Here is a 259-nt window from a genome sequence, read left to right as displayed (position 1 = left end):
TGGTTATCATCATTTATTAAATAACCGTGAAAGATTAGACGAAATTGTATATAAGGCAATTGCAGTTTTAGAAGAAAAGGAAGGGGGCACATCATCATGAGTAGTGAATATATTATCGGACGTAACCCTGTAATTGAGGCGTTACGATCAGGGAGAGATATAAATAAAATTTGGATCGCAGAAGGTGCTGCCAAAGGACAAGTACAGATTGTACTAGCGTTAGCGAAAGAAAATAAGGTTATTTTACAACATGCACCAA

General features: G+C 36.3%; 1 protein-coding gene and 1 pseudogene. Both read left to right on the top strand.

Annotation, left to right across the window (positions count from 1 at the left end):
- Window positions 1-100 (top strand): annotated as a pseudogene (locus SB717_RS37325) (ribonuclease III); the annotation flags it as partial.
- A partial coding sequence (locus SB717_RS37320) for an RNA methyltransferase substrate-binding domain-containing protein (protein ID WP_410908154.1) occupies window positions 97-259 on the top strand: 163 nt, incomplete at its 3' end. The pseudogene SB717_RS37325 and the gene SB717_RS37320, both read left to right, overlap by 4 nt.

This window comes from Priestia sp. SIMBA_032, assembly GCF_046535215.1.
Lineage (GTDB): Bacteria > Bacillota > Bacilli > Bacillales > Bacillaceae_H > Priestia > Priestia aryabhattai.
The sequence above is the reverse complement of the archived record's forward strand: the minus strand, read 5'-3'. Positions and strand labels throughout refer to the sequence as shown.